Here is a 22330-nt window from a genome sequence, read left to right as displayed (position 1 = left end):
GCGCTGATCGTCTGACGATCACTCCGCGGTGTCGTCGGGCAGCTCTCGGCCCGAGATCCCGCGCTTGCCCATGTAGTAGCCGAGCTGGAACCGCGACTGCGCGTCGTACTGGTCCTTGAGGTCCGCCACGTAGCCGGCGTACGTCCGGGGGCTGACGCCGAGGCGCTTCGCGCTGACCGCGTCCGCGTGGCCGTCGACGAGCATGCGGATGGTCATCGCCCGCTGCTCCGAGGCGACCGCGCTCGTGTCCCGGTCGGCGTTGCTGGTGAACGGGCGGCCGCGCGCGAACGTCCGCTCGAAGACGTCGATGAGGTAGTTGACGACCGACGGCTCGCGTACGGCGACCGCCACGTTCGAGTCGTCGACCGACGGGATGATCGCGACCCGGCGGTCCACGATGATCATCCGGTTGAAGAACTCATCGAGGGTCCGGACCTCCGCGCCGCGCGGAGTCACGTTGGCGACGTACTCCCGCGTGGCGCGGTGCCGTCGCGCGCTGTGCTGGTAGAGCGTGCGCATCGACACGCCCCGCTCGAGCGCCTCGATGTCGCGCAGCGCCGCCGTCGCGAGCGACGGCCCGCCGCGGCCGGCCTGCGGCTGCGCGGTCAGCAGCTCGTGCTCGGCGTCGCCCAGCAGCGCGGTGAGGTAGGGGCTGATCGCCTGGCCGTGGAGGTAGGTGAACGCCTCGCTCGACTCCGGCTGCGGCGACCGCTTCCAGCTCTGCGCGAGCGACTGGAACGCCTTGGCCCACCGCGCCGACTCGTCGAGCAGCCGCACGCCCTCGGTGCTGAGCGGCGTCACGATCCGCGCCTGGACGTTGGCCGGTTCCAGCGCCCGCCACTGGTCGACCCGGGTGTCGATCTGCACCAGGTTCAGCTCGACCAGCAGGTCCAGCGCGTCCTTCTTGAGGCTGCCGTTGGCGAACCGCGGGTCGTCGGGCGCGATGCCACCCTCCTGCACGACGAGGTCGTACAGCTCGACCGCGTGCTTCTCGAAGAGCTCCCGGTCCTCGGGCTCGAGTCCGGACATCACGACCACGACCTCCCTGCCTCCGCGCCCCCGGACATCCCCCGCCTCGGGGCGTCGCGTCGTTGCACATAATTGCAGAACCGGGCCGATTCGGCATCCGTATGAGCCCTCGGCTATCCTCAACCGGTCGCTCGCCGAACCACCGGCACGCGGCAGGCGCCCGTAGCTCAACGGATAGAGCATCTGACTACGGATCAGAAGGTTTGGGGTTCGAATCCCTACGGGCGCGCAGATCGTATTCACCGTGTGACCTGCGTGGACGGCTACGCCTTCGGAGAGATTCGCGCTAGGTTCCGGACTGCGCCTCACCTCAGGAACATGGGGTGTCGAGCGGCGCACTACTCTGAGGAATGAGTTCACTGAGTGAACGCCGCTTACTCGCGTCCGGCGGGACGCTTCGTGTACCGCGTGCGCGACGACGTCTGGGAGTGGGACGACGACGTCTACCGCATCCATGGGTTCGAGCCCGGCAGCATCGAGCCGACCACCGAGCTGATCCATGCCAGCAAGCACCCTGAGGACCTCGAGCGGGTCAAGGTCGTGCTCGCCGGTGCATCGAGGGACGGTGGATCCTTCGCTGTTGCGTATCGGCTACGACGAGCCGACGGGACCGAGCGCCAGGTGGTCCTCATCGGCTACGGCGACCCGGGCGGCCCGGAGGTCGAGGTGGTCGAGGGCTACTACATCGACCTCACGAAGGACTTCGCCGCTCAGATCCGCGAGGAGACCCACCGAGCGGTGGCCGCCTCGGCCGAGGCACGAGCGACCATCGAGCAGGCGAAAGGGGTGCTGATGATGGCCTACGGGGTGAGCGCCGACGGTGCGTTCGCGATGTTGGAGTGGTGGTCGCGGAACCACAACGTGAAGGTGCGCGACCTTGCGGCACGCCTGATGGCGAGCACCCAGTCGCAGCCCATCGTCAAAGGTCTGCACCTCTCGCTCGACAAGCTCCTGTTCGACCTCACCAGCCGTTGGTCCGTCACCGGCGGCGACGACCGGTAGTCCTCCGGAGCGACGCCTGCCCCGACCGGCCGGGGGGCTATCTTCAATTCGTGAACGAGCAGCAACAACCTTCGGTCGCGCCCGCCTTCGACACCGCGGTCCCTCCGTCCGGCGAGGGCTGTGCGGACTGCGACGCGGTCGGCGGCTGGTGGGTCCACCTGCGCCGGTGTGCCGCGTGCGGTCACGTCGGCTGTTGCGACTCCTCGCCCGCCCAGCACGCCTCCGCGCACCATGCCCAGTCCGGTCACCGGGTGGTGCAGTCGTTCGAGCCCGGGGAGGACTGGTTCTGGGACTACGTCGAGGAGCGCGTGGTCGAGGGACCCGCGCTGGCCGAGCCCACCTCGCGCCCGGACGGGCAGCCCGTGCCGGGCCCGAAGGGCCGGGTGCCCGTGGACTGGCGTTCCCACGTGCACTGACCTCGAGGGCGAGGTGCGCCCGCCCATCCTTTGACATTGAGAATCGTTCTCAATAGCCTCCTGGTCTCCTGACCGGAAGGCTCCCGATGAATCCCACCCGTCCTGCCGTGGCCGCCGTTGCTGCGGTCACCCTGCTCGCTCTCGCCGGCTGCGGCGCCGGCGCGGACCGCTCGTCGTCCGCCGACGTGCTGCGGGTCGCCGGCCCGTTCGAGGTGCACAGCCTCGACCCGACGGCCGACGGAGAGATCTTCACGCGGCTCCAGGTGACCGAGACCCTGGTGACCAGCGACATCGAGGGCGAGCTCGTGCCCGGTCTCGCGACGGAGTGGTCCGCGTCGCCCGACAACACCGAGTGGCGGTTCGAGCTCGTCGAGGGGGCGACGTTCCACGACGGCTCGCCGCTCACCCCGGAGGCCGCGGTCGAGGCGTTGGAGAAGGTCGCAACGGTCGAGGCGAGCCCGTTGGCGGAGGTGCCGATCGAGGACATCGCTGCCGACGAGTCCGCGGTGCTCTTCGACCTCGCGACCGCGGACCTGACCTTGCCTGCGGTCCTCACGCACTACAGCACGGCGATCCTCGCTCCGTCGTCGTACGACGACGCCGGCCAGGTGACCGAGGTGGTCGGCACCGGCCCGTACGAGGTGACTGACGTCGAGCTCCCCGCCTCGATCGAGACCGCCGTCTCACCCGAGTGGCGGGGAGAGGAGCCGGCCATCGAGAAGGTCGCCTTCCAGGCCGTGGGACGGGCGGAGTCGCGGGCACTGCTGGCGGTCAGCGACCAGGCCGACGTCGTCTTCAGCCTCGAGCCGGCGGGGCGCAGCAGGGTGGAGGGCGCCGACGGCGTACGGATGGAGTCCAGCCTCCAGCCCCGCACGATCCTGCTGAAGCTGAACGCCGAGCACCCCATCCTCGGCGACGTGCGCGTACGACGTGCCCTGAGCATGGCGCTCGACCGGGAGTCGATGGCGGGGGCGGTCCTGCGGGAGGAGGAGCTGGCGGCGACGCACCTCTTCCCACCGTCGCTGGAGGCCTGGCACCCCGACCTCGCGCCGCTGCCCGAGGACGAGCAGGGCGCTCTCGACCTGCTCGCCGAGGCCGGGTGGGAGCCCGGGTCGGACGGGGTCCTCGAACGCGACGGCGAGCCGCTCGAGCTCACGCTGCTGACCTACCCGGACCGGCCGGAGCTTCCCGCCCTGGCGACGGCGATCCAGGGCGCACTGGCCGAGATCGGCGTCCGGATCGAGGTGGACGTGACCAACTCCAGCGAGATCCCGGCCGGGCAGGCCGACGGCAGCCTGGAGCTGGCGCTCATCGCCAAGCACTTCGCGCTCGTGTCCGACCCGCTGGTGGACGTCGCGACGGTCTTCGCCCCGGAGGGCGACGACTGGGGAGTGATGAACTGGGCCGACCCCGCGGTCGAGCGGGCGATCGAGGCACTGCTGGCGGGCGCTCCCGAGCCGGAAGCGGCCGAGCACCGCGAGACCATCGTGCGGGTCGCCCACGAGGACCTGCCGCTGATCCCGGTGGCGTGGTACCGGATGAACGCGGCTGTGAGCGACCGCGTGGACGGGTTCGTGATGGACCCGCTCGAGACGACGTGGCGGATCACCGACCTGAGCTGGGCCTCATGACGTCCCGCCGCCTTCGTCTCGCAGGTGTCCTGGCGCGGCGCGGAGCACAGGGGGTCGGCGTCGCCGTGGTCGTCTCGGTGCTCTGCTTCCTGCTGGTGCTGCGCCTGCCAGGGGACGCGGCCTACCGGATCGCGGCCGGGAGGTACGGCTACGACCTCGTCGACCAGGAGGCCGCGGCCGCGGTGCGGGCCGAGCTCGGGCTCGACCGATCGGCCTGGCACCGGCTCGGGGACTGGCTCATCGACCTGGCGCAGCTCGACTTCGGGACCTCGCTGGTGACCTCGCGCCCGGTCGCGGAGGAGGTCGGCTACTACCTGCTCGGGACCCTGCAGCTCGCCGCGGTGGCCCTGGCCTTCGCGGTCGTGATCGGCGCCGGAGCCGGGGTCCTGGCGGCCCGCCGGCCATCGGGGCCCGTCGACCGACTGACGACGGCGTGGGTCGCATCGGTCCGGGCGGTGCCGCCGTTCCTCCTCGGTCTGCTGCTGGTCGTCGTGTTCTCTGCCCAGCTCGAGCTGCTCCCCGCCGTCGGCCACGGCACCCCGGCGAGCCTGGTCCTGCCCGCGGCGACCCTCGGCCTGGGACTCTCCGGACTGTTCGCGCGCGTCACGCGGGACGCCGTGGTGGAGGTCCGCAGCTCCGAGTACGTGCAGTTCGCGCGCACCAAGGGCCTCGCCGAACGCTGGGTCCTGCTGCGCCACGTCGTGCGCAACGCAGCGGTGCTCGTGGTGCCCTACCTGGGCGTCCAGGCCGTCGTCCTCATCGAAGGCGTCGTCGTCGTGGAGAGCCTCTTCTCCTGGCAGGGCCTCGGACACGCCCTGGTGCACGCGGTGTTCTGGCGCGACGTCCCGGTCCTGCAGGCGACGGCGCTCGTGCTGGCGCTGCTGATCGTCGCGGTCAACACCGCGGTGGACCTGGTCGTGCTCTGGCTGGATCCCCGTCCCCGCGGCTCGGGGGTCTCCGCATGACGAGCCCGCTCCTCGCCACCGCGGCGGACACGGCGACCGGAGGTCGTCGCCGCCCGCTCGCCCGGCGTACGGCGATCGCGGGACTCGGCGTCCTCGTGGCCTTCGCCCTCGTCGGACCGCTCGTCCTCGCGGACCCGGCCGCACAGGACCTCGACCGCTACCTCCAGGGTCCTACTCTCCTCGAACCGCTCGGCCGCGACGAGTACGGCCGGAGTGTGGTCGCCCGCGTCGCTCACGCCACCCGGCTGTCGTTGCTGCTCGCCTCGGCCTGCGTCGCCACCGCGCTGCTCCTCGGCACCGCGGCCGGGATCGCATCAGCCTGGTTCGGCGGTTGGGTCGACGCCGTGCTCCGCGCGGTGTCCGAGGCGTTCGTCGCGCTGCCGGCCCTGCTGGTCGTGCTGCTCGTCTCCGCGCTGGCTTCGGGAGGAAGTCTCTGGGCGCTGTACCTCGGCCTCGCGCTGGCCCAGTGGGTCGAGTACTTCCGGGTGGTCCGGGCCCGCAGCGCGCTGGTCATGGGGTCGGCCGCGGTCGAGGCCAGTCGCCTGCTCGAGCTGGGACCCGGCCACATCGTGCGCCGGCACCTCCTTCCCGATCTCCGGCCGGTCCTCGTCACCCTGGCTTCCCTCGGCATGGTGACGTCGATCCTCGCCATGTCGACGCTCGGGTTCGTGAAGGTCGGCCTCCAACCTCCCCGGGCCGAGCTGGGCCTGATGATCACCGAGGCGTTCCCCTTCTACGACGTGGCCCCGTGGCTCTCGATCGCACCCATCGCGGTGCTGTTCGTGCTGACGATCTGCTTCCTGACCCTTCGTGACTCCGAGGAGACCGCGTGACCGACCCGAACGCAGCGGACACCTTGGTCGTGCACCGGGCGGTCGTCCGGACGCCGACGACCGTGCTCGTCGACGTCCGCGACATCACCGTGCGCGCTGGTCGGCCGCTCACGATCGTCGGTGAGAGCGGGTCGGGCAAGTCCGTGCTCGCCCACGCCCTGATGGGCACGTTGCCCCCCGAGCTGGCGGCGGAGGGGTCGATGAGCATCGGGCGCTCGCGGTTCGACCTCGCCGAGCGCGCCGGCCGTCGGAGCCTCTGGGGCCGGCAGGTCGCCCTGCTCCCCCAGGAGCCGGCACTCGCGCTCGACCCGACGATGCGGGTCCGCGACCAGGTCGCCGAGGGAGCGCCCGGCTGGCGCCCGCGCGAGACCGCGGCGTTGAAGCGCGCCGACGACCGGCTCGAGCGGCTCGGGCTCGAGGGCGCCGGGCGCGCCTTCCCGCACACCCTGTCCGGCGGCATGGCGCAACGGGTGGCGTACGCCGCCGCCACCATCGGCGGCGCCGACATCCTGCTCGTCGACGAGCCGTCGAAGGGGTTGGATCGCGAGTCCCTCGACCGGCTCGCCGTGATGCTCGCGGCCCACGTCGAGCGGGGTGGGCTGCTCGTCACCATCACCCACGACCTGGGGCTTGCCCGCCGTCTGGGCGGTGACGTGGTGGTCATGCAGGACGCAGCCGTCGTGGAGTCGGGTCCGGCCGAGGAGGTCCTGACCCGCCCGGTCCACCCCTACGCGAAGCGGCTGCTGGCCGCCGAGCCGTCGAAGTGGAGCGCGCCGTGGACCCGGGACAACCTCCGGGCCGACGAGGCCGCTGAGCCGCTCGTGACCGCACACCGGGTCAGCAAGGCCTACACCGGGAAGCCGTTGTTCCAGGACCTCTCGGTCGAGATCAGGCCTCGGGAGCGCTGGGCCGTGGTCGGACCCAGCGGCGTCGGGAAGACGACCCTCGGCAACGCCCTCCTCCGCCTGACCGACATCGACGCCGGCTGGGTCCGCCACAGCGGTACGACGCGCGGAGGGCGGATCCAGAAGCTCTACCAGGACCCCGGACTCGCCTTCCCGCGGCGAGTGCCGCTGGAGTCGTCGGTGCGCGACGTGATGCGCCGTCATCGCGTGGACGAGCGACACGTCCGGTCGCTGCTCGACGAGATGGGGTTGCCCTTCGCCATCCTCCGGCGGCGGCCCGGCCAGGTCTCCGGTGGTGAGCTCCAGCGGATCGCGATCGCCCGGGCCATGCTGCCCCGACCGGTGGTGCTGTTCGCCGACGAGGCGACCTCGCGGCTCGACCCCGTCTCGCAGGCGACCACCATGGACCTGCTGATGCGTCAGGTCACCGGCGACGGCTGCGCACTGCTTCTCGTCACCCACGACCTCGACCTCGCGGAGGCGGTCGGAGCGCGGCAGATCCGCCTCGGAGCCGACGAAGAGGCGAGCTTGTGATTATGATTCTCATTCCATGGAGCAGACGAGCCACGAGGTGACCGCGCCGGCGCCGCGCCGGGACGGCGGCGTCGGCTGGCAGGCTTGGCTGGTCGTCGGGCTGCTGGCTGCGGCATTCCCGCTGCGACAGCTGGTCGGACCGGTGCTCGATCAGCCGGCGTTCCAGACCTGGGCGACGATCTTCCTGGCGATCGTCGTGCAGTCCGTGCCGTTCCTGGTCCTCGGTGTCCTCCTGTCGGGTGTCATCTCGGTCCTCCTCTCGGAGCGGATGGTCGCGCGGGTCGTACCCCGACGGCCGGCGCTCGCGGTGCCCGTGGCCGGCATCGCCGGGGTCGGCCTCCCGGCGTGCGAGTGCGCGGTGGTCCCCGTCGCCAACAGCCTCACGCGTCGCGGGCTGCCGCCGGCCGTCGCCCTGACCTTCATGCTGGCCGCGCCGGCGATCAACCCTGCGGTCCTGGTGTCCACCGCGGTCGCGTTCTCAGGCCGGGTGGACATGGTCGCTGCCCGCTTCCTCGCCTCCTTGCTCACCGCGGTGGTGATCGGCTGGATCTACGTGTGGGCGGCCGCCCGCGTCCCGGCGCTCCGCCTGCCGGACATCCGTCACCGCTTCCACCAGGACGAGGGGAGTCGCTGGTCGCGGTTCGCTGCGGCCGCCTGGCACGACTTCCTGCCGGCGGCGGGCTTCCTTGTCCTCGGCGCGATCGTCGCCGCGGCCATCAACGTGTGGGTGCCTCTGCGCTTCGTCGAAGCCGTCGCCGACAACGCGGTCCTCGCGGTCGTCGCGCTGACCCTCTTCGCCTTCGTCATCGCGTTGTGCTCCGAGGCCGACGCCTTCGTCGCGGCCAGCCTCACGGCGTTCTCGGACACCGCGAAGCTGGTGTTCCTCGTGGTCGGCCCCGCCATGGACATCAAGCTCGCAGCGATGGAGGCGGGCCAGTTCGGGAGGGGGTTCGCCCAGCAGTTCGTGCCCTTGGTCCTCCTGGTGGCGGCCTCCGCCGCTTGCCTGGTCGGGTGGGTGGTCCTGTGAACCACACCGCTCGGGCCGTGGTGCTCAGCGCCCTCGGAGGAGTCACGCTCCGCGTGGGTGCGACCGAGGAGTACGCGAACTACGTCAACGACTGGATGCGGTGGCCCCTGGTCGCCAGCGGGGTGCTGCTCGTCGCGCTCGCGTTCGTCGCGATCCTCGCCCGTGTCGGTGAGCACGAGCACGAGCACGACAGGGCCAGTGCCCTGGTGCCCTGGCTCCTGGTGCTCCCGATCGTCATCGGCTTCGTGATCCAGCCTCCGGCACTCGGCGCCTACGTCGCGGACCGGCGGGCGAACCAGGCCGACGCGCGGACCTACGCCGACCCTGCCGTGGTGCCGCTCGACACGACGGGGGAGAACGAGATGCCGGTCTCGAGCTTCGTCGCCCGGGCGTCGTACGACCGCGACGGGCTCGCCGACGTCACCGTCCGTCTGACCGGCTTCGTCACCAGCGATGGCGACGGGTGGTTCGTCACGCGCCTCGCCATCTCGTGCTGCGCCGCCGACGGTGCGGCTTTCCGGGTCCGTATCGAGGGCGCCGAGGCGCCACCCGAGGAGCGGTGGGTGACCGTGGTGGGGACCTGGGTCGAGGGGACCGGCACCGACCTCGGTGACACCCCGGCGATCGCTGCCAGCGAGGTCACCGAGGTCGACGAACCGGCCCAGCCGTACGAATGAGTGGTGCCCACCGCCGTGACGGCCGTCCGGTCGTGCTGGCGCTGATGATGATGGTCGGCGTGCTCGCGCTCGTGCTGCTCGTCCGTCCCGAGGAGCCGGAGAGCCCGGCATCGGCGCCCGCGCCGACCGACCCCAGCGTGACCGGCCCGTCGCTGCCGACACCCTCGGAGGAGGAGTTCTGCGCGGGCTTCCGCAGGCTCGCCGCCAGTCAGTCGGAGTACGCGGCGGCTCCCGACCAGCGAGGTGTGGAGCTGCTGCGCGCGGCGGCCGACGACCTGGTCGACCTGGGCGTGCCGCCCACCATGACCTTGCCGGCCCGAGGCGGTTACCACACGGTGGTCGCAGGCATCTACGACTCGATCGGCCTGAGCCTCGAGCGGGCCGCCGTCGGCGCCCCCGACGAGCCGGTCGCGAACGAGGACGCGGCGTTCTCGTCCTTCCTCGCTGAGTACTGTCCGGCGTGACGAGGGCGACGGGCGACTAGGCAGCGCCACCGCCGAGCTCCCGGCCGAGCCGGATCGCGGAGAGCAGGAAGAAGACGCCGCCGAGGGTGGCGTAGCCGGCGAGCGCAGCAAGCGAGGGGTCGTCCTGCCCGGCCGTGCCGGCGATCCCGAGGCCGGCGAGGACTGAAAGGCCACCGCTGAGCACCATCGGGAGCTGACCGCCGACGCGGCGGCGCCGAAGGGCGACGACCAGCTGGACGGCACCGGCGGCGACGGCCCAGGCACCCCAGACCCGCAGTGCGTCGGGGGTGTCGGAGACTCCAGCGAGGCCACCCGCGGCCAGCAGGCTCAGCGCGATGTTGGCGTGCAGCGCGCCGCGATGCCGCGTCGCTCCCGCCGTCCTGAGGTCGTACGCCGCCGCGGCGAGGTCGAACAGCGGGTAGAGCACCAGCAGCGTCCGGCTCAGCAGGTCGAGGTCCGACGCGTGGGTGGCCAGCACGCCGGCCCAGACCAGGGCGAAGGCGAACCGGACGACGTAGAGGTTGCGCAGCGGGCGGGCGATCTCGGTGCCGGGATCGGCGGACGGCTGGGCGGTCGGGAGGGCGGTGGCCATGGTGCTCCTTCAAGTAGATAGACCGGTCGGTCTACGAGCGAGTCAAGACGAAGTCGCTCGCCATGTCAAGACCGACCGGTCTATCTGCTACCTTCGCCAGGAGGTCGTCGACGAGGGGGAGGCATGTCGGAAGCACGGGCACGGTTGCTCGACACGGCCAGCCGGCTGTTCTACGCCGAAGGCCTCCGCTCGGTCGGGATCGACCGCATCATCAGCTCCGCCGGCGTCACCCGGGCGACGCTCTACCGGCACTTCCCGAGCAAGGACGACCTGCTCGTCGCCTATCTCGGGCAGGGCGACGCGATGGTGCGCGCGGGCGTCGAGGCCGCCCGAGCCTCGGGCGGGTCGCCTGATGACGTCATCCGCGGCGTCGCGCAGGCGATCGCCGACGACATCGGCCGCCAGGGGTTCCGTGGCTGCGCGTTCCTCAACGCCGCCGCTGAGTATCCCGAGGAGAGCCATCCCGTCCACCGCGCCGTGCTCGCGCACCGGGACTGGTTCCTGGCGACGATGGTCGAGCTCTTCGCCGCTACCGGCAAGCCGGACGCGGAGGCGGCTGGCCAGCACTTCGTGATGCTCCGGGACGGAGCGATGTCGGCCGGTTGCCTCACCGACCCGGCCCTCGTCTGCGCGACGTTCCTGCGCGGGGTCGAGGGGCTGCTGGGGTACCGCAGCCGTCAGCGAGGATCGTCGGGGTAGATGCTCCGTGTCTCGCTCCGACGGTGGCGACGGGGCAGGAAGTCGCCGGGGTAGATCCGGGGCAGCGACTTCACCATGGCCAGGGTGACGTAGACCAGGGTGTTGATCGCGACGAACGCGGCCAGCGCCTGGAACCAGTCCTGGTGCAGCGTGCCCTCGGGGAGCAGCACGCCCCAGATGACGGAGAGGTCGACGGTCATGGGATTCCTCAGGTCGTACGAGCGCTGACGGCGTCCGGGTGGTGCCAGGTGGCCGTGGTGGCGTTGGTCATGTCGAGGACGCCCTTGACCCAGACGACGGCCAGGAAGAAGGAGTAGGCGAGCTCGGGAAGGATGGTCACGGCGAGCAGGCGAGCCTTCCAGCCGCCGCGCCAGACGGTGAGGGTGCGCTCGACGGCGAAGACGGCGCCGACCCCGAGCCAGAAGGGAAACCAGATCATCGTGTCGAGGGCGAGTGCGGTCACGACCATCAGCCCGAGGTAGCCGGTCAGCGCCAGCGCGCCGTACCCGATGCCCAGCTGCTGGAGCCAGTACCGCCAGGTCTGGGCGCGCAAGCCGTAGGCGCCGAGGTTCTCCACCGCACCGCGCTGCCACCGCAGCCGCTGCACCCACAGCGCGCGCCAGGTCGGCATGACCTCGGTGACGACCGTGCAGGCGGCCGGGGAGAGGACCAGGCCGCCGAGGGACTTCAGGGCGAGCGTGATCTCGTTGTCCTCGGTGAGCGCGAGCGTGTCGAAGTACTGGCCGGGGACGCCCGGCAGCAGGCGCCCGCGCTCCGCCGCGACGGCGCGCAACGCCCGCGGACGGAAGATCGAGGCGGTCCCGGTCAGCACGAGCACGAGCCCGCGGCGGCGGCGGAGGTCGCGGGCGTAGCGGGTGTACTCGTTGCGCTGGAACTGCTCGAGCAGGCCCCCGCCAGGCTCGCCGTAGAAGAGGCCGCCGATCGCCATCAGGGCGCGGTCGGCCGTCATCCTCGCTGCGGCGTGCTCGAGGAACCCGCTGCCGAGGGTCGTGTCGGCGTCCATCACCATGACGAGGTCGTTCTCCCCGCAGCTGGGCAGGACCTGGCCGAGCGCCTGGTTGAGCCCGCCGGCCTTCTTGTCGCGGTTGGCGACGGTCTCGAGGACCTCGACGCCCGCCGCGTGGGCGATGTCGACGGTGTGGTCGGTGCAGTTGTCCGCGACGACGATGATGCGCTCAGGCGGCCGCGTCTGGTTGCGGAGCGACGCGATCGTCGCGCCGAGACAGGCCTCCTCGTTGTGCGCAGGGATGAGCACGGTGATGGTGATCGGGCCGGCGAACTCGCCGCGCGTCGCGGCCATCACCAGCTTCGGCGCGAGCGGGGCCCGCGTCTGCACGTCGCTACGGCGCGAGCGGTTGGTGACCCACCGCTCCAGGGAGGCGACGGTCCACGCGGCCAGGGCGGCCAGGCCGATCGCCCCGAGGAGGATGGCGGTGGAAGGCACGCTCGCGTCGTAGACGACCTGGAAGTGGCCGATCAGGTCCCACGACCCCACGTCCACCAGTACGTCGGCCGGCACTCGCGCGGCCGCCGTCGCCAGCACGGCCGCGGCCACGATGGCGGTGCCGAGGATCAGCAACCCGGCGGCACGGGGGTGTTTTCGCATCTGACAAGGGTAGGGATGTCACGGCAACGGGACGTCCTTCCCGCTGCGACGGGTGTTTATCTTCCTCAACGCTTTCGGTGCCGCAGCCGGAAGAGATCCCATCGAGGACGGCAGTCGGCAGGAGAACTTCCACCGAGGTGCTCTCGCCGGTCGTGCTTGTTGCGCAGAGGTACGGAGCGGCAGACCCGTGGGTCTTTCGTCCCTCGGTGCCAGGGTCTGCGGACCGTGCTCTGCGGAACCCGCGTCGGCGAGGGTGGACGGAGTGCCGAGGTCCGGCGCGTGCGGGTCAACAGGACGCAGGAGTGTCTGGCATGGTGGGGACAGCCACGACAAGGAGGTCGAGGTCGGTGAACACAAGCTCGGGCCTGGGTTCGAAGGTGTCGGAGTCGGGCAGTGCGACTTCTGGCCGGTCGCCGTACCTGATGCTGACCCTGGCCACGATCGGCTTCGCCGTGAACTTCTGGGCCTGGGCGCTGCTCAGTCCCCTCGGGCCGCTGTACCGCTCGAGCGGTCGACTCGGCGACATATCCGAGTCCGACGTGGCACTGCTGGTCGCGGTGCCGGTGATCGTCGGAGCCCTCGGCCGGATCCCGATCGGCGCACTGACCGACAAGTACGGCGCACGGATCATGTTCCCGCTGGTCTCGGCGGCAACGATCGTGCCGGTCCTCTACATCGGGCTGCTCGGGCAGGACTCCTATGTCGGCCTGCTGGTCGCCGGGTTCTTCCTCGGCATCGGCGGTACGGCGTTCGCTGTCGGGGTGCCGTTCGTCAATGCGTGGTTCCCGCCCGAGCGGCGAGGGCTGGCCGTCGGGGTCTTCGGCGCCGGCATGGTCGGGACCGCGATCAGCGCGCTGACGACGGTCAGGCTCTACGAGAACGTCGGCGAGACCGTGCCCTTCCTGCTCACCGCCGCTGCGCTGGCGGTCTACGCCGTGGTCGCCTGGTCGGTGCTCCGGGACGCACCCGGCCGCTCGGTCCCGCAGGGAAGCCTCGTCGGCAGGCTGGCCGCGAACGCGCGGCTGCCGATCACCTGGCAGGCGTGCCTGCTCTACGCCGTGTCCTTCGGCGGGTACGTCGCGTTCTCGGTCTACCTGCCCGCCTACCTCAAGACCGCGTGGGAGCTCGATCCCGCCGACGCGGCGAACCGGATGGCCGGGTTCGTCGTGGTCGCGGTCGTGATGCGCCCGGTCGGTGGGTGGCTGTCCGACAAGCTCGGACCGGTGAAGGTCCTCGCGGCCGGCTACGCGGTGGTCGTCGCGGGCGCCGCCGTGGCCGCCGAGACCCCGATCCTCGAGCACCTCGGCACGATCGCGTTCCTCGCGATGGCCGCGGCGCTCGGCGCCGGGAGCGGCGCCACGTTCGCGCTCATCGCCCGGGTGACCGAGCTGTCCCGCGTCGGCGGGGTGACCGGCCTGGTCGGCGCCGCCGGTGGGCTCGGCGGGTTCGCGCCGCCGTTGCTCATGGGTTACGTCTACGGGCGCACCGACTCCTACGCGATCGGGCTCTGGCTGCTCTCGATCACTGCCGCATTCGCCCTGCTCCTCACGCTGACCACCGTCCGCCGACTCGCCGCAGGAGGAACCACCACGTGACCCTTCAGGACCCCGGCCTGGACTCGCCTCTCGTCGACGCCCTGGTCAGGACCCGTCGCTACTTCACCCGAGGCGAAGTGTCGCCGGACCTGCGCTCGCTGACCAAGCGCGGCGGCCGCGAGGCCGACGATTTCTACCGCGACCGCTGGAGCCACGACAAGGTGGTGCGCTCCACCCACGGCGTCAACTGCACCGGGTCCTGCTCGTGGAAGGTCTACGTCAAGGACGGGATCATCACCTGGGAGACCCAGCAGACCGACTACCCCTCGGCCGGTCCCGACCGTCCGGACTACGAGCCGCGCGGCTGCCCGCGCGGCGCGGCCTTCTCCTGGTACACCTACTCGCCGACCCGGATCCGCTACCCCTACGTCCGCGGCACCCTCCTGCAGATGTACCGCGAGGGGAAGGCGCAGCACGGCGGCGACCCGGTGAAGGCGTGGGCGCACGTGGTCGACCACCCGGGCCGGGCGAAGGCCTACAAGTCCGCGCGCGGCAAGGGCGGACTGGTCCGCGCCTCCTGGGACGAGGCCACCGAGATGATCGCCGCGGCCTACGTCCACACGATCGCGAAGTGGGGGCCGGACCGGGTGGCCGGGTTCTCTCCGATCCCCGCGATGTCGATGGTCTCCCACGCCTCGGGCGCGAGGTTCACCCACCTCGTCGGCGGCTCGATGCTCTCGTTCTACGACTGGTACGCCGACCTGCCGGTCGCGTCCCCCCAGGTGTTCGGCGACCAGACCGACGTGCCGGAGTCCGGCGACTGGTGGGACGCGAGCTACCTGGTCATGTGGGGCTCCAACGTGCCCGTCACCCGGACACCCGACGCACACTGGATGGCCGAGGCGCGCTATCGCGGGCAGAAGGTCGTCGTGGTGTCACCCGATTACGCCGACAACGTGAAGTTCGCCGACGAGTGGCTCGCCGTCCGTCCGGGCACCGACGGCGCGCTCGCGCTGGCGATGGGCCAGGTCATCCTCGAGGAGTTCTACGCGGAGCGCGCGACGCCGTACTTCCTCGACTACGCGCGGAAGTACACCGACCTGCCGTTCTTGGTGCGGATCGAGGACGGCAAGCCCGGGAAGTTCCTTACGGCCGAGGATCTGGCGGTCTCGACGAGCTCGATCGAAGAGCAGGAGAACGCAGCGTTCAAGACGGTCCTCCTGGACGCCCGCACCGGTCAGCCGGTGGTGCCGAACGGGACGCTGGGCCACCGCTTCGGCGAGAGCGGTGCCGGCCGTTGGAACCTCGACCTGGGCGACGTCGAACCGGTTCTCGCCCTTGACGGCACCGAGCAGGCGACCGTGACCCTGCCCCTGTTCGGCGAGGTCGACGGCAGTCCCGGTGAGGCCACTACGGAGATCCCGGTGCGGCGGGTCGGCGAGCACGTCGTCACCACGGTCTACGAGCTGATGCGCGCCCGCTACGCGGGCTACACGCCGGAGTGGCAGGAGCCGATCACCGGGGTCCCGGCCCAAGCCGCTCGCCGGATCGCCCGCGAGTTCGCGCGCAACGCCGAGGAGTCCAAAGGCCGGTCGATGATCCTCATGGGGGCCGGCACCAACCACTGGTTCCACTCGGACACCATCTACCGCGCGTTCCTCGCACTGACCACGCTGACCGGGTGCCAGGGCGTGAACGGCGGCGGCTGGGCGCACTACGTCGGCCAGGAGAAGGTCCGCCCCGTCACCGGCCACCTGCACCTCGCCAACGCCCTGGACTGGAGCCGCCCGCCGCGGAACATGATCCAGACCGCCTACTGGTACCTCAACACCGACCAGTTCCGGTACGACCACTTCTCCGCCGACACGCTCTCGGCCGCCACGGCGGGCGGGCAGCTCGCCGGGCTCAGCACGGCCGACGTCCTGGCCAAGAGCGCCCGGATGGGCTGGATGCCGTCCTATCCCACCTTCGACAGGAACCCCCTCGACCTCTGCGACGAGGCCGCGGCCGCGGGCCGGCCGGTCGCCGAGCACGTCGTCGCCGGCCTCGAGGACGGCAGCCTGCGGTTCGCCGGCGAGAACCCGGACGCGCCGGAGAACCATCCGCGCGTCCTCGCTGTGTGGCGGGCCAACCTGCTCGGCTCGTCGGCCAAGGGCAACGAGTACTTCCTCAAGCACCTGCTCGGCACCACCTCCTCGGTCCGGGCGACGGAGACGCCCGAGGACCGGCGCCCCCGCGACGTGGACTGGGTCGAGGAGGCGCCCGAGGGCAAGCTCGACCTTCTGCTGTCGCTGGACTTCCGGCAGACCTCGACCACGATCTACTCCGACGTCGTCCTCCCGGCGGCGACCTGGTACGAGAAGCACGACCTGAGCACGACCGACATGCACCCGTTCGTGCACTCCTTCAACCCCGCGATCGCGCCGCCCTGGCAGACCCGGACGGACTGGGACGCGTGGCAGGCGATCGCGAGAAAGTTCTCCGAGCTTGCCGGGCCTCGACTCGGCGTCCGCCGGGACGTGGTCGCCGCGCCGCTCACACACGACACTCCCGAAGCGATGGCCAACCCCCACGGTCGGGTGCGGGACTGGAAGCTCGGCGAGTGCGAGCCGGTGCCCGGCCGGACGATGCCGCGACTGGTGGAGGTCGAGCGCGACTACGGCGCCGTCGCGGACAAGTACGCCGCGGTCGGACCGCTGCTCGACACCCTCGGCGCCACCACCAAGGGCATTACGTACGACGTCTCGGCCTCGCTCGACGAGCTGCGCGCCCGGAACGGAGCGGTGCGGGGCGGCGCGGCGGACGGGCGGCCGTCGCTGGAGCGCGACGTGCACGTGTGCGAGTCGATCCTCGCCCTGTCCGGGACCACCAACGGGCACCTCGCGGTGCAGGGGTTCAAGACCCTCGAGCGGCGCACCGGCACCCGGCTTCACGACCTCGCGGCCGAGCACGAGGGCAAGCAGATCACCTTCGCCGACACGCAGGCGGCGCCCCAGCCGGTCATCACCTCGCCCGAGTGGTCGGGGTCGGAGACCGGAGGCCGCCGGTACAGCCCGTTCACCATCAACGTCGAGCGGCTCAAGCCCTGGCACACGCTGACCGGCCGGCAGAGCTTCTACCTCGACCACGATTGGATGACCGAGCTGGGGGAGGGCCTGCCCGTCTACCGGCCGCCGCTGAACATGGGGGCCCTGTTCGGGGAGCCCGAGGTCGGTGACGTCGGTGAGCTCGGTGTCACCGTGCGCTACCTGACCCCGCACAACAAGTGGTCGATCCACTCGGAGTACCAGGACAACCTGTTCATGCTGTCGCTCTCGCGAGGCGGGCAGACGATCTGGATGAGCGAGGCGGACGCGGCCAAGGTCGGCGTCGCCGACAACGACTGGATCGAGGCGGTCAACCGCAACGGCGTCGTCGTCGCGCGAGCGATCGTGTCGCACCGGATGCCCGAGGGGACGGTCTACATGCACCATGCGCAGGACCGGCTCATCGACGTACCCCTGAGCGAGACGTCGGGCACCCGGGGCGGCATCCACAACTCGTTGACCCGGCTGCTGATCAAGCCCAGCCACCTGATCGGCGGCTACGCCCAGCTGTCCTTCGCCTTCAACTACCTCGGACCGACGGGCAACCAACGCGACGAGGTGACCGTGATCCGGAAACGGTCGCAGGAGGTGACCTACTCGTGAAGGTCATGGCGCAGATGGCGATGGTGATGAACCTCGACAAGTGCATCGGGTGCCACACCTGCTCGGTGACCTGCAAGCAGGCCTGGACCAACCGGACCGGCACCGAGTACGTCTGGTTCAACAACGTCGAGACCCGCCCCGGGCAGGGCTATCCGCGCCGCTACGAGGACCAGCAGGAGTGGCAGGGCGGCTGGACGCTCAACCGCCGCGGCCGGTTGAAGCTGCGGGCGGGCGGCCGGCTGAAGAAGCTGGCGACGATCTTCTCCAACCCCAAGCTCCCGTCCATCCAGGACTACTACGAGCCGTGGACCTACGACTACGCCACGCTCACCGACGCACCGGCGCAGGAACACACCCCGGTGGCGCGGCCGAAGTCGCTGATCTCGGGCAAGGACACGAAGATCACCTGGTCGGCCAACTGGGACGACAACCTCGGCGGCTCCGAGGCGTCCTTCCGGCACGACCCGGTGCTGCAGAAGGTGTCCACCGATGTCAAGCGGTCCTTCGAGGACGCCTTCATGTTCTACCTGCCGCGGATCTGCGAGCACTGCCTCAACCCGTCCTGCGCGGCGTCGTGTCCCAGCGGCGCGATCTACAAGCGCGCCGAGGACGGCATCGTGCTGGTCGACCAGGACCGGTGCCGCGGCTGGCGGATGTGCGTCTCCGGCTGTCCGTACAAGAAGGTCTACTTCAACCACCGCACCGGCAAGGCCGAGAAGTGCACGTTCTGCTTCCCGCGGGTGGAGGTCGGCCTGCCGACGGTCTGCTCGGAGACCTGCGTCGGCAGGCTGCGCTACATCGGCCTGGTCCTGTACGACGCCGACCGGGTCCTCGAGGCCGCCTCCACGCCGGACGACGAGGATCTCTACGAGGCCCAGCGCTCGGTGCTGCTCGACCCGAACGACCCCGAGGTGGTGCGTGCGGCGGAGCGCGACGGCATCCCGCACGACTGGGTGGTCGCCGCGCAACGGTCGCCGATCCACGCGCTCATCAACGAGTACCGGGTCGCACTGCCGCTGCACCCGGAGTACCGCACGATGCCAATGGTCTGGTACATCCCGCCCCTCTCACCCGTGGTCGACGTCGTCCGCGACACCGGCGAGGACGCGGAGGACCCGGACAACCTGTTCGCCGCCATCGACGCCCTGCGGATCCCGATCGAGTACCTCGCCGAGCTGTTCACGGCCGGGGACGTCGCTCCCGTCGACCGCGTGCTCAAGCAGCTGGCCGCGATGCGTGCCTACATGCGCGACATCAACCTCGGCCGTGACCCGGACGGCTCGATACCGGCGGCGGTGGGCATGACCGAGGAGCAGATGTACGACATGTACCGGCTGCTCGCCCTCGCGAAGTACGACGAGCGCTACGTCATCCCGCCGGCCCACGCCGAGCAGGCGCACGCGCTGGAGGAGATCGCCACCGAGTGCTCGGTCTCGGAGTACGGCGGCGGCAACCCCGAGATCTTCGGTGAGGGATCGGGCAGCCTGACTCCGCTGGCGGTCGAGAACTTCCGGATGCTCCAGGACCGGCAGACCTCCGACACGATCGCCGCGCCGGACGACAAGGCGGCCCGGGTGAACCTGCTCAACTGGGACGGCAAGGGCGCGCCCGAGGGGCTGTTCCCGCCACGGAAGGACGACTGATGGGTCCTGACCAGATCGCCTGGCAGTGCGCGTCGGTCCTCCTCGGCTACCCGGACGAGCGGCTCCTCGCCGACCTGCCCGTCGTCCGCCGTGCTGCCCTGACGCTGCCCGACCCGCTCGGCCGACCGCTGGCGCGGACCGCCGACCACCTCAGCGGCCGTCCGCTGGACGAGCTGCAGACGTCGTACGTCGATACCTTCGACGGCCGTCGTCGCCACAACCTGTTCCTGACCTACTTCGCCCACGGCGACACCCGCAAGCGCGGGACCGCCCTGCTGCGCTTCAAGCAGACCTACCGATCCTCGGGCCTGGTCCCGGACGAGGCGGAGCTGCCCGACCACCTCTGCGTGGTCCTCGAGTACGCCGCGACGGTCCCCGACCGCGGACGCACCCTGCTGCTCGACCACCGCGCAGGACTGGAGCTGCTGCGGCTCGCGCTGCGCGACGACGGCAGCCGCTGGGTCGGCGCCGTCGAGGCCGTGTGCGCGACTCTTCCGCCACTGCGCGGCGAGGAGCACGACGCCGTACGCCGGCTCGCCGCCGAGGGCCCGCCGGTGGAGGAGGTGGGACTCACGCCGTACGGCTCGGTGGACCTGCCCATGCCGACCGTCCGAGGAGGGCGCTGATGGACACGCTGCTGTGGGTGATCGTCCCCTATGTATGCCTGGCGCTGTTCGTGGTCGGGCACTTCTGGCGCTATCGGTACGACAAGTTCGGGTGGACGACGCGATCGTCCCAGCTCTACGAGGACCGGCTGCTGCGGTGGGGCAGCCCGCTGTTCCATTTCGGCATGCTCGGCGTCGTCGGGGGCCACGTGATCGGCCTGTTGGTCCCTCGGTCGTGGACCGACGCCATCGGCATCGACGACCACCTCTACCACTACCTCGCCGTCGGCGGCGGTCTCGTCGCCGGCGTGATGGCGACGGTCGGCCTGGTCATCCTCGTCTACCGGCGGCGCACGGTCGGGCCCGTCTTCTCAGCGACGACCGCGATGGACAAGGTGATGTATGCCTTCCTGGCGGCGGCGATCTTGCTGGGGATGTGGAACACTATCGCCGGTTCGATCCTCACCATCGGCGGCGAGTACAACTACCGTGAGGGCGTCTCGGTCTGGTACCGGTCCTTCCTCGCGTTCCAGCCCGATGCGGCACTGATGGCCGACGCCCCGATCGGGTTCCAGCTCCACGCGCTGGTGGCGTTCGGTCTCTTCGCGCTCTGGCCGTTCACCCGCCTCGTGCACGTGTTCAGCGCCCCGCTCGGCTACCTCACTCGGCCCTACATCGTCTACCGCAGCCGCGACGACCGGCAGCTCGGCAGCCACCGCCCGCGCCGCGGGTGGGAGCGCGTCGGCTGAGACGGCCGACCCAGATAGGAAGAGGACCTCCGATGGAGAACCGATCACTGACCACGCTGGCTGACGAGCTGCTGGAGACGGCCCGTGCGTCGAGCAGCGGCCGTTCCGCCACGACCGTGTACGGCGGCCACGAGCACGACCTGCGCCAGACCGTCATCGCGATCGTCGGCGGCCGCTCACTCGGCGAGCACGACTCCCCGGGCGAGGCCACCCTCCAGGTCCTCCGGGGCGACGTCCGCCTGCATGCGGGTGAGGAGACCTGGGAGGGCGCAGCGGGCCACTACCTGCACATCCCTCCGCGCCGGCACGACCTTGAGGCGCGCACCGACGCGGTGGTCATGCTCACGGTGGCCTCGCGCGCCGATTGACCCGGCCCGGAGCTGCTCCGACTCAATCCTCGTCGCTCGACCGCGTGAACAACGAGAATGATCCCTTCGGGCTCGAGCCGTGGGAACCGGAAGGAGAGCCAGGAAATCGCGATCGTGAGCAGCGCGAAGGTCGCGACCGCCGTGAACGCTCCGCTGAACGAGGTGTCCTCCGCGACCACCGCTTCGGCGATCAGGTCGCCGATGACGAACAGTATGACAAGGTCGAAGGCGGACATCTCGGAGAGCTCACGCTTCCCCAAGACCCGCAGCACGCCCATCAGAAGGAAGAACACGAGGATCGCGTAGACGACGGCAATTATCAGGGCATCACCCACGCGGTGACGGACAGGTCGACCGCGGGCGCCCCGTCGACGATCCAGCGCAGCGTCACCGCGTTCGTCCTGGCGGCTGCATCGTCGGCGTCCGGCCCGAGAGGCGGACGCCGAGCGGACCGTCGCCCGCGGGCGAACTTCAGGAGGACCGCGCCGTCGGCGCGGCGCGGTCGGGATCGATCGTGAGCACGATCTCGCTGTCCACGCCGGGTCGCGTCAGCGTCGTACCCCAGCGTGATCTCACCCGCCGAGGCGGTTTCGGACGCGGTCCGCGAAGCGGGGCCGAGCAGCCCGAGGCAGCCGGCGACCACGATCGCGACCAGGAGGACGATGCCGGCACGCCGCACGACCACCTCGTGCCGGGCGTGCCGAGGTCCGGCTGGCGCGCTCTCGGCGGTCGGGAACGCGTCCCAACTGGCTGCTCAAGCCCGGTCCTTGCCGCGACCGTTGCGGCAACGGGTCGGTCAGCGGTTGCGCATCGCCGGCAGCAGGAACTTCACGAGGAAGAAGAGCACGACGAGCGCGATGATCACGAACAGGATGAATTTCATCGGACACCTCCCAGAGTCGGGGAGTCAGTTCCCGCGACCTGTCCCGCCATACCTCGCAGTTCTCGCCGTCCGGCCTGTTTGACCGGGCGTCGTCCGGGCACCGGACCCTGCAAGGAGGCTCACATGTCGAAGATTTCATTCCTGGCCGGCGCCGGCCTCGGCTACGTGCTCGGTGCGCGTGCCGGTCGTCAGCGCTACGACCAGATCAAGTCAGGCGCCCAGGGTGTCTGGAACAACCCCAAGGTGCGGGAGACCGTGTCGCACGCCCAGGACCTGGCGGCCGAGAAGGGCCCCGAGGTCGGGCACAAGATCGCCGAGACGGCGACCGCCGCTGCGCACAAGGCGAGCGACAAGGTGAGCAGCGGCTCGGACGACAGCGGCGACGGTACGGCGTACTCGGGGTCGGCCACGCCGTCCGGCTTCGTCGAGAACCCGGCGCAGAGCTAGCGGCCCCCGC

Annotated in this window: 23 protein-coding genes and 1 tRNA gene; 18 read left to right on the top strand and 6 right to left on the bottom strand. The window is 70.8% G+C overall.

The features are described 5' to 3' along the window. Window positions 1-18 precede the first annotated feature (18 nt). Window positions 19-1032 (bottom strand): phospholipase D-like domain-containing protein, encoded by a 1014-nt coding sequence (locus DJ010_RS09615; protein WP_146207304.1) that lies wholly within the window; start codon window positions 1030-1032, stop codon window positions 19-21. Between the two features lie 153 nt (window positions 1033-1185). Between DJ010_RS09615 and DJ010_RS09610 the strand changes: the two genes are divergently transcribed. The 10 genes from DJ010_RS09610 to DJ010_RS09565 all read left to right on the top strand — a co-directional run bounded on the left by DJ010_RS09610 (window position 1186) and on the right by DJ010_RS09565 (window position 9483). Next, a tRNA-Arg gene (locus DJ010_RS09610) sits at window positions 1186-1258 on the top strand. 134 nt (window positions 1259-1392) lie between these two features. Beyond that, window positions 1393-2031, top strand: coding sequence for a PAS and ANTAR domain-containing protein (locus DJ010_RS09605; protein ID WP_109693445.1), 639 nt, complete (start codon window positions 1393-1395; stop codon window positions 2029-2031). Window positions 2032-2081: 50 nt separating this feature from the next. Then, window positions 2082-2447, top strand: coding sequence for a UBP-type zinc finger domain-containing protein (locus DJ010_RS09600; protein ID WP_109693444.1), 366 nt, complete (start codon window positions 2082-2084; stop codon window positions 2445-2447). Window positions 2448-2533: 86 nt separating this feature from the next. After that, window positions 2534-4078: an ABC transporter substrate-binding protein gene (locus DJ010_RS09595; protein WP_109693443.1), complete on the top strand. Its 1545-nt coding sequence runs from the start codon at window positions 2534-2536 to the stop codon at window positions 4076-4078. After that, window positions 4075-5043 (top strand): ABC transporter permease, encoded by a 969-nt coding sequence (locus tag DJ010_RS09590; protein WP_109693442.1) that lies wholly within the window; start codon window positions 4075-4077, stop codon window positions 5041-5043. Before DJ010_RS09595 ends, DJ010_RS09590 begins: the two co-directional genes overlap by 4 nt. Continuing rightward, complete coding sequence (locus tag DJ010_RS09585) at window positions 5040-5876, top strand: ABC transporter permease (protein WP_109693441.1); 837 nt, start codon at window positions 5040-5042, stop codon at window positions 5874-5876. Before DJ010_RS09590 ends, DJ010_RS09585 begins: the two co-directional genes overlap by 4 nt. Continuing rightward, window positions 5873-7315 carry an ABC transporter ATP-binding protein gene (locus DJ010_RS09580; protein WP_109693440.1) on the top strand — a complete coding sequence of 481 codons (1443 nt, stop codon included), beginning with the start codon at window positions 5873-5875 and terminating at the stop codon, window positions 7313-7315. Before DJ010_RS09585 ends, DJ010_RS09580 begins: the two co-directional genes overlap by 4 nt. A gap of 16 nt (window positions 7316-7331) precedes the next feature. Further along, window positions 7332-8342: a permease gene (locus tag DJ010_RS09575; protein WP_109693439.1), complete on the top strand. Its 1011-nt coding sequence runs from the start codon at window positions 7332-7334 to the stop codon at window positions 8340-8342. Continuing rightward, window positions 8339-9019, top strand: a complete 681-nt coding sequence (locus DJ010_RS09570) for a TIGR03943 family putative permease subunit (protein ID WP_158282988.1) — start codon at window positions 8339-8341, stop codon at window positions 9017-9019. The genes DJ010_RS09575 and DJ010_RS09570 overlap by 4 nt, the downstream gene beginning before the upstream one ends. After that, window positions 9016-9483, top strand: coding sequence for a hypothetical protein (locus DJ010_RS09565; protein WP_109693437.1), 468 nt, complete (start codon window positions 9016-9018; stop codon window positions 9481-9483). The genes DJ010_RS09570 and DJ010_RS09565 overlap by 4 nt, the downstream gene beginning before the upstream one ends. A 16-nt stretch (window positions 9484-9499) precedes the next feature. On the opposite strand, the gene DJ010_RS09560 is transcribed toward DJ010_RS09565, so the two are convergent. After that, window positions 9500-10075, bottom strand: a complete 576-nt coding sequence (locus DJ010_RS09560; RefSeq protein WP_109693436.1) for a hypothetical protein — start codon at window positions 10073-10075, stop codon at window positions 9500-9502. A gap of 123 nt (window positions 10076-10198) precedes the next feature. Here DJ010_RS09560 and DJ010_RS09555 point away from each other — a divergent pair, with 123 nt between their 5' ends. Beyond that, window positions 10199-10774, top strand: coding sequence for a TetR/AcrR family transcriptional regulator (locus DJ010_RS09555; RefSeq protein WP_109693435.1), 576 nt, complete (start codon window positions 10199-10201; stop codon window positions 10772-10774). Here the strand turns inward: DJ010_RS09555 and DJ010_RS09550 are convergent. Further along, window positions 10753-10974 (bottom strand): hypothetical protein, encoded by a 222-nt coding sequence (locus DJ010_RS09550; RefSeq protein ID WP_109693434.1) that lies wholly within the window; start codon window positions 10972-10974, stop codon window positions 10753-10755. The two genes, DJ010_RS09555 and DJ010_RS09550, sit on opposite strands and share 22 nt — an antisense overlap. 8 nt (window positions 10975-10982) lie before the next feature. Further along, window positions 10983-12401: a glycosyltransferase family 2 protein gene (locus DJ010_RS09545; RefSeq protein WP_109693433.1), complete on the bottom strand. Its 1419-nt coding sequence runs from the start codon at window positions 12399-12401 to the stop codon at window positions 10983-10985. Window positions 12402-12748: 347 nt separating this feature from the next. Between DJ010_RS09545 and DJ010_RS09540 the strand changes: the two genes are divergently transcribed. The 6 genes from DJ010_RS09540 to DJ010_RS09515 are packed head-to-tail and all read left to right on the top strand — an operon-like array spanning window position 12749 to window position 20990. Further along, window positions 12749-13996, top strand: coding sequence for an MFS transporter (locus tag DJ010_RS09540; protein WP_245927396.1), 1248 nt, complete (start codon window positions 12749-12751; stop codon window positions 13994-13996). Next, window positions 13993-17625, top strand: coding sequence for a nitrate reductase subunit alpha (locus tag DJ010_RS09535; protein WP_109693431.1), 3633 nt, complete (start codon window positions 13993-13995; stop codon window positions 17623-17625). Before DJ010_RS09540 ends, DJ010_RS09535 begins: the two co-directional genes overlap by 4 nt. After that, entirely contained in the window at window positions 17622-19268 is a 1647-nt protein-coding gene (gene narH, locus DJ010_RS09530) for a nitrate reductase subunit beta (protein ID WP_109693430.1), read from the top strand. Before DJ010_RS09535 ends, narH begins: the two co-directional genes overlap by 4 nt. Continuing rightward, window positions 19268-19894: a nitrate reductase molybdenum cofactor assembly chaperone gene (gene narJ / locus DJ010_RS09525; protein WP_109693429.1), complete on the top strand. Its 627-nt coding sequence runs from the start codon at window positions 19268-19270 to the stop codon at window positions 19892-19894. Before narH ends, narJ begins: the two co-directional genes overlap by 1 nt. Further along, window positions 19894-20622, top strand: a complete 729-nt coding sequence (narI, locus tag DJ010_RS09520) for a respiratory nitrate reductase subunit gamma (RefSeq protein ID WP_109693428.1) — start codon at window positions 19894-19896, stop codon at window positions 20620-20622. Before narJ ends, narI begins: the two co-directional genes overlap by 1 nt. Before the next feature lie 32 nt (window positions 20623-20654). Beyond that, window positions 20655-20990 carry a cupin domain-containing protein gene (locus tag DJ010_RS09515; protein ID WP_109693427.1) on the top strand — a complete coding sequence of 112 codons (336 nt, stop codon included), beginning with the start codon at window positions 20655-20657 and terminating at the stop codon, window positions 20988-20990. On the opposite strand, the gene DJ010_RS23030 is transcribed toward DJ010_RS09515, so the two are convergent. Together DJ010_RS23030 and DJ010_RS23025 are read right to left on the bottom strand one after the other, a co-directional pair. Continuing rightward, entirely contained in the window at window positions 20903-21268 is a 366-nt protein-coding gene (locus DJ010_RS23030; protein WP_369333141.1) for a DUF421 domain-containing protein, read from the bottom strand. The two genes, DJ010_RS09515 and DJ010_RS23030, sit on opposite strands and share 88 nt — an antisense overlap. A 41-nt stretch (window positions 21269-21309) precedes the next feature. Then, complete coding sequence (locus DJ010_RS23025; protein WP_369333140.1) at window positions 21310-21669, bottom strand: hypothetical protein; 360 nt, start codon at window positions 21667-21669, stop codon at window positions 21310-21312. 327 nt (window positions 21670-21996) lie between these two features. Here DJ010_RS23025 and DJ010_RS09500 point away from each other — a divergent pair, with 327 nt between their 5' ends. After that, the gene (locus tag DJ010_RS09500) at window positions 21997-22320 is read left to right on the top strand and encodes a hypothetical protein (protein WP_109693424.1); all 324 of its coding nucleotides are present in this window, start codon (window positions 21997-21999) and stop codon (window positions 22318-22320) included. The last annotated feature ends 10 nt before the right edge of the window (window positions 22321-22330 follow it).

Source organism: Nocardioides silvaticus (genome assembly GCF_003160695.1).
Lineage (GTDB): Bacteria > Actinomycetota > Actinomycetes > Propionibacteriales > Nocardioidaceae > Nocardioides > Nocardioides silvaticus.
This window is presented reverse-complemented; position numbering and strand designations above follow the sequence as displayed.